We start from the raw sequence: 1,063 nt of genomic DNA on the forward strand, positions 1-1,063 counted from the left end.
GGCCGTACGGCCCCCTCGTCGGGTCAGTCGCGGGCGGCGAGGTCCGCGGCGGCGAGCCGGGCGGTGTCCGGGTTGTCGGAGAAGATGCCGTCGATCCCCGTCTCCAGGTACCGCTTCAGCGCCCCGAAGGCGTCGCCGTACGCCGTCGGGTCCGTGCCCTTGCGGAAGTCCGCGGGCAGGAAGGTGTTCTCGTTGCGGTGCGTGTACGGGTGGAGGATCAGCCCCTCGGCGTGCGCGTCGCGGACCAGGGTGGTCGGGGTGCCGAGCCGGCCGCTCGCGTCCTTCGGGATGACCAGGTCGAGCGTGGGGCCGATGCCCTGCGCGTACGAGGCGATCCAGGCGAGGCCCTCGGGCGTGACCAGGTCGGCGACCGTGCGCGGGTCCCCGGCCTCGACGAAGTCCCAGGGGCGGCTGCTCGGGCCGGAGAGCAGGACGACGCCCGGGGCGTCCACCAGCTTCTTCAGGCGCTGGATGCTGCTGGGCTCGAAGGACTGGAGGAAGACCGGGGAGTTCGCGCGGTGGCGTCCGTACCGGCGCAGGAGCTTCGCGAGGCGCTCCTCAAGGCCGAGGCCGAGGGAGCGGAAGTAGCTGGGGTGCTTGGTCTCGACGTGGAGCCAGATCTCGCGGCCCCGGCGGCGGCCCTCCTCCTCGGCCCACTCGAGGACCTCCTCGAAGGTGGGAACCGTCCAGCGGCCGTCGTAGAGGGTGTTCTCCTGGCGGGTGCCGGGGATGCGCTCCTTGGCCCGCAGGGTCTTGAGCTCGGCGAGCGTGAAGTCCTCGGTGAACCAGCCGGTGAGCGCGACGCCGTCGACGGTCTTGGTGGTCTTCCGGGAGGCGAACTCGGGATGGTCGGCAACGTCGGTGGTGCCGGTGATGTCGTTCTCGTGGCGGCAGACCAGGTGCCCGTCGCGGGTGGGGACGAGGTCCTGCTCGACGACGTGGGCGCCGATGTCGAGGGCGTGGCGGTAGGAGCCGAGGGTGTGCTCGGGGCGGTAGCCGGCGGAGCCGCGGTGGCCGATGACGGTGGGGACGGGGAGGGAGCGGTAGCCGTGGCCGCGGCCGG

General features: G+C 72.7%; 1 protein-coding gene. It reads right to left on the reverse strand.

Annotated features, from left to right (window positions below):
- Positions 1 to 23: 23 nt before the first annotated feature.
- A partial coding sequence (locus tag CCN56_RS39300; protein ID WP_086832390.1) for a glycerophosphodiester phosphodiesterase occupies positions 24 to 1,063 on the reverse strand: 1,040 nt, incomplete at its 5' end.

This window comes from Streptomyces sp. NRRL B-24572, from assembly GCF_002156145.1.
Lineage (GTDB): Bacteria > Actinomycetota > Actinomycetes > Streptomycetales > Streptomycetaceae > Streptomyces > Streptomyces vietnamensis.